Genomic DNA, 1,033 nt, shown 5'->3' with positions numbered 1-1,033 from the left:
TCCGCAATCGACCCCACCCGGCCGATCTCCACCCCGTTATAAGTCACCTTCGAACCCGGATCCATCACCAACCCGGCCCGCGACGCCAACATGGTCAGCTCCGTCTTGGGAGTGAAACCTCCGCGGAACTGGATGTAAACCAGGGTGAAGATCACCGCGAGCACCGCAAGCACGACGAAGGTGATCGCCTTGTAGGGCGGCTCGCGCGAGTCGTTGATTTGAACGGGTGAACCATCCATGGCGCTACGCCGGGGGCCCGAAGATCATCAGGGGCAGCCACCTATACGGGTGGTTGTCCAGACCCACGGTTGCCAACCCTGCCCCTCATCTTGGTGCCGCCACCCAGCGCTTGACTGTACACACATGCAATAAGTCAATGAAATGTACCGCGCCGCCGTGGCACAAACAAAGCAACAGTCAAATCGGCGGGCGCACAACATCATTTTTCAAATAACCGTTGCCGCTGGCGGCGGTTGACCGCTGACGTCGGCCAACGAATGATGTTGCCGGGAGAGCTTTCGCGCGCCAAGCGGGATCTACGGGTTGATGGTGTTGTCGCCGACCTGGCGGCCCCAGACGTACTCGATCGCATACGGCGATCCGGTGTCCAGGTGGTTGTACGGCGCAAGGCTGTTGCCGGAGTCCATCACCAACTCCGGTGCGGGCCACAGGTCGCGGGTGACCTTCTGCCAGCACCCCGGGGCGCCGCCGGGTCCGCCGCGCGCGTTCACCCGCGGCAGGTTCTCGGGATAGATGTAGGGGTTGGGCGCGCCGCCGACCAGACCGGCCGTGGCGCCGAGCCCCAGCGTGAGCGCCGCGACGGCGGCGAGCGACAGTGGGTTCGCGATCAGACCCAGTCCGGAGGTGACCTCGGTGTCCATGTTCAACGAATAACCGTTGAAGCCGCCCTCGGAGGCACCGGTGATGGGCACGATGTCGTGGTAATTGTGCAGCGTGCAATAGATTTCCGGGCTGTAAGTGTCCAGCAGCTGCGCCGTCGGCACCAGGTCGGCGGCACCACGCGCCAAATACG

Annotated in this window: 2 protein-coding genes; both read right to left on the bottom strand. The window is 63.5% G+C overall.

The window, feature by feature from the left end; translation table 11 throughout:
• On the bottom strand, window positions 1-239 hold a 239-nt coding region (locus B8W69_RS29490; protein WP_133058061.1), incomplete at its 3' end, for an MlaD family protein.
• Between the two features lie 297 nt (window positions 240-536).
• Window positions 537-1,033: MCE family protein (locus tag B8W69_RS29485; RefSeq protein ID WP_181447516.1), on the bottom strand; the 497-nt coding region annotated here is incomplete at its 5' end.

The sequence above is a fragment of the Mycolicibacterium vulneris genome (genome assembly GCF_002104765.1).
In the GTDB taxonomy this organism is placed as follows: domain Bacteria; phylum Actinomycetota; class Actinomycetes; order Mycobacteriales; family Mycobacteriaceae; genus Mycobacterium; species Mycobacterium vulneris.
Note: the sequence above shows the minus strand (reverse complement) of the source record. Positions and strands in the feature narration are given on the sequence as shown.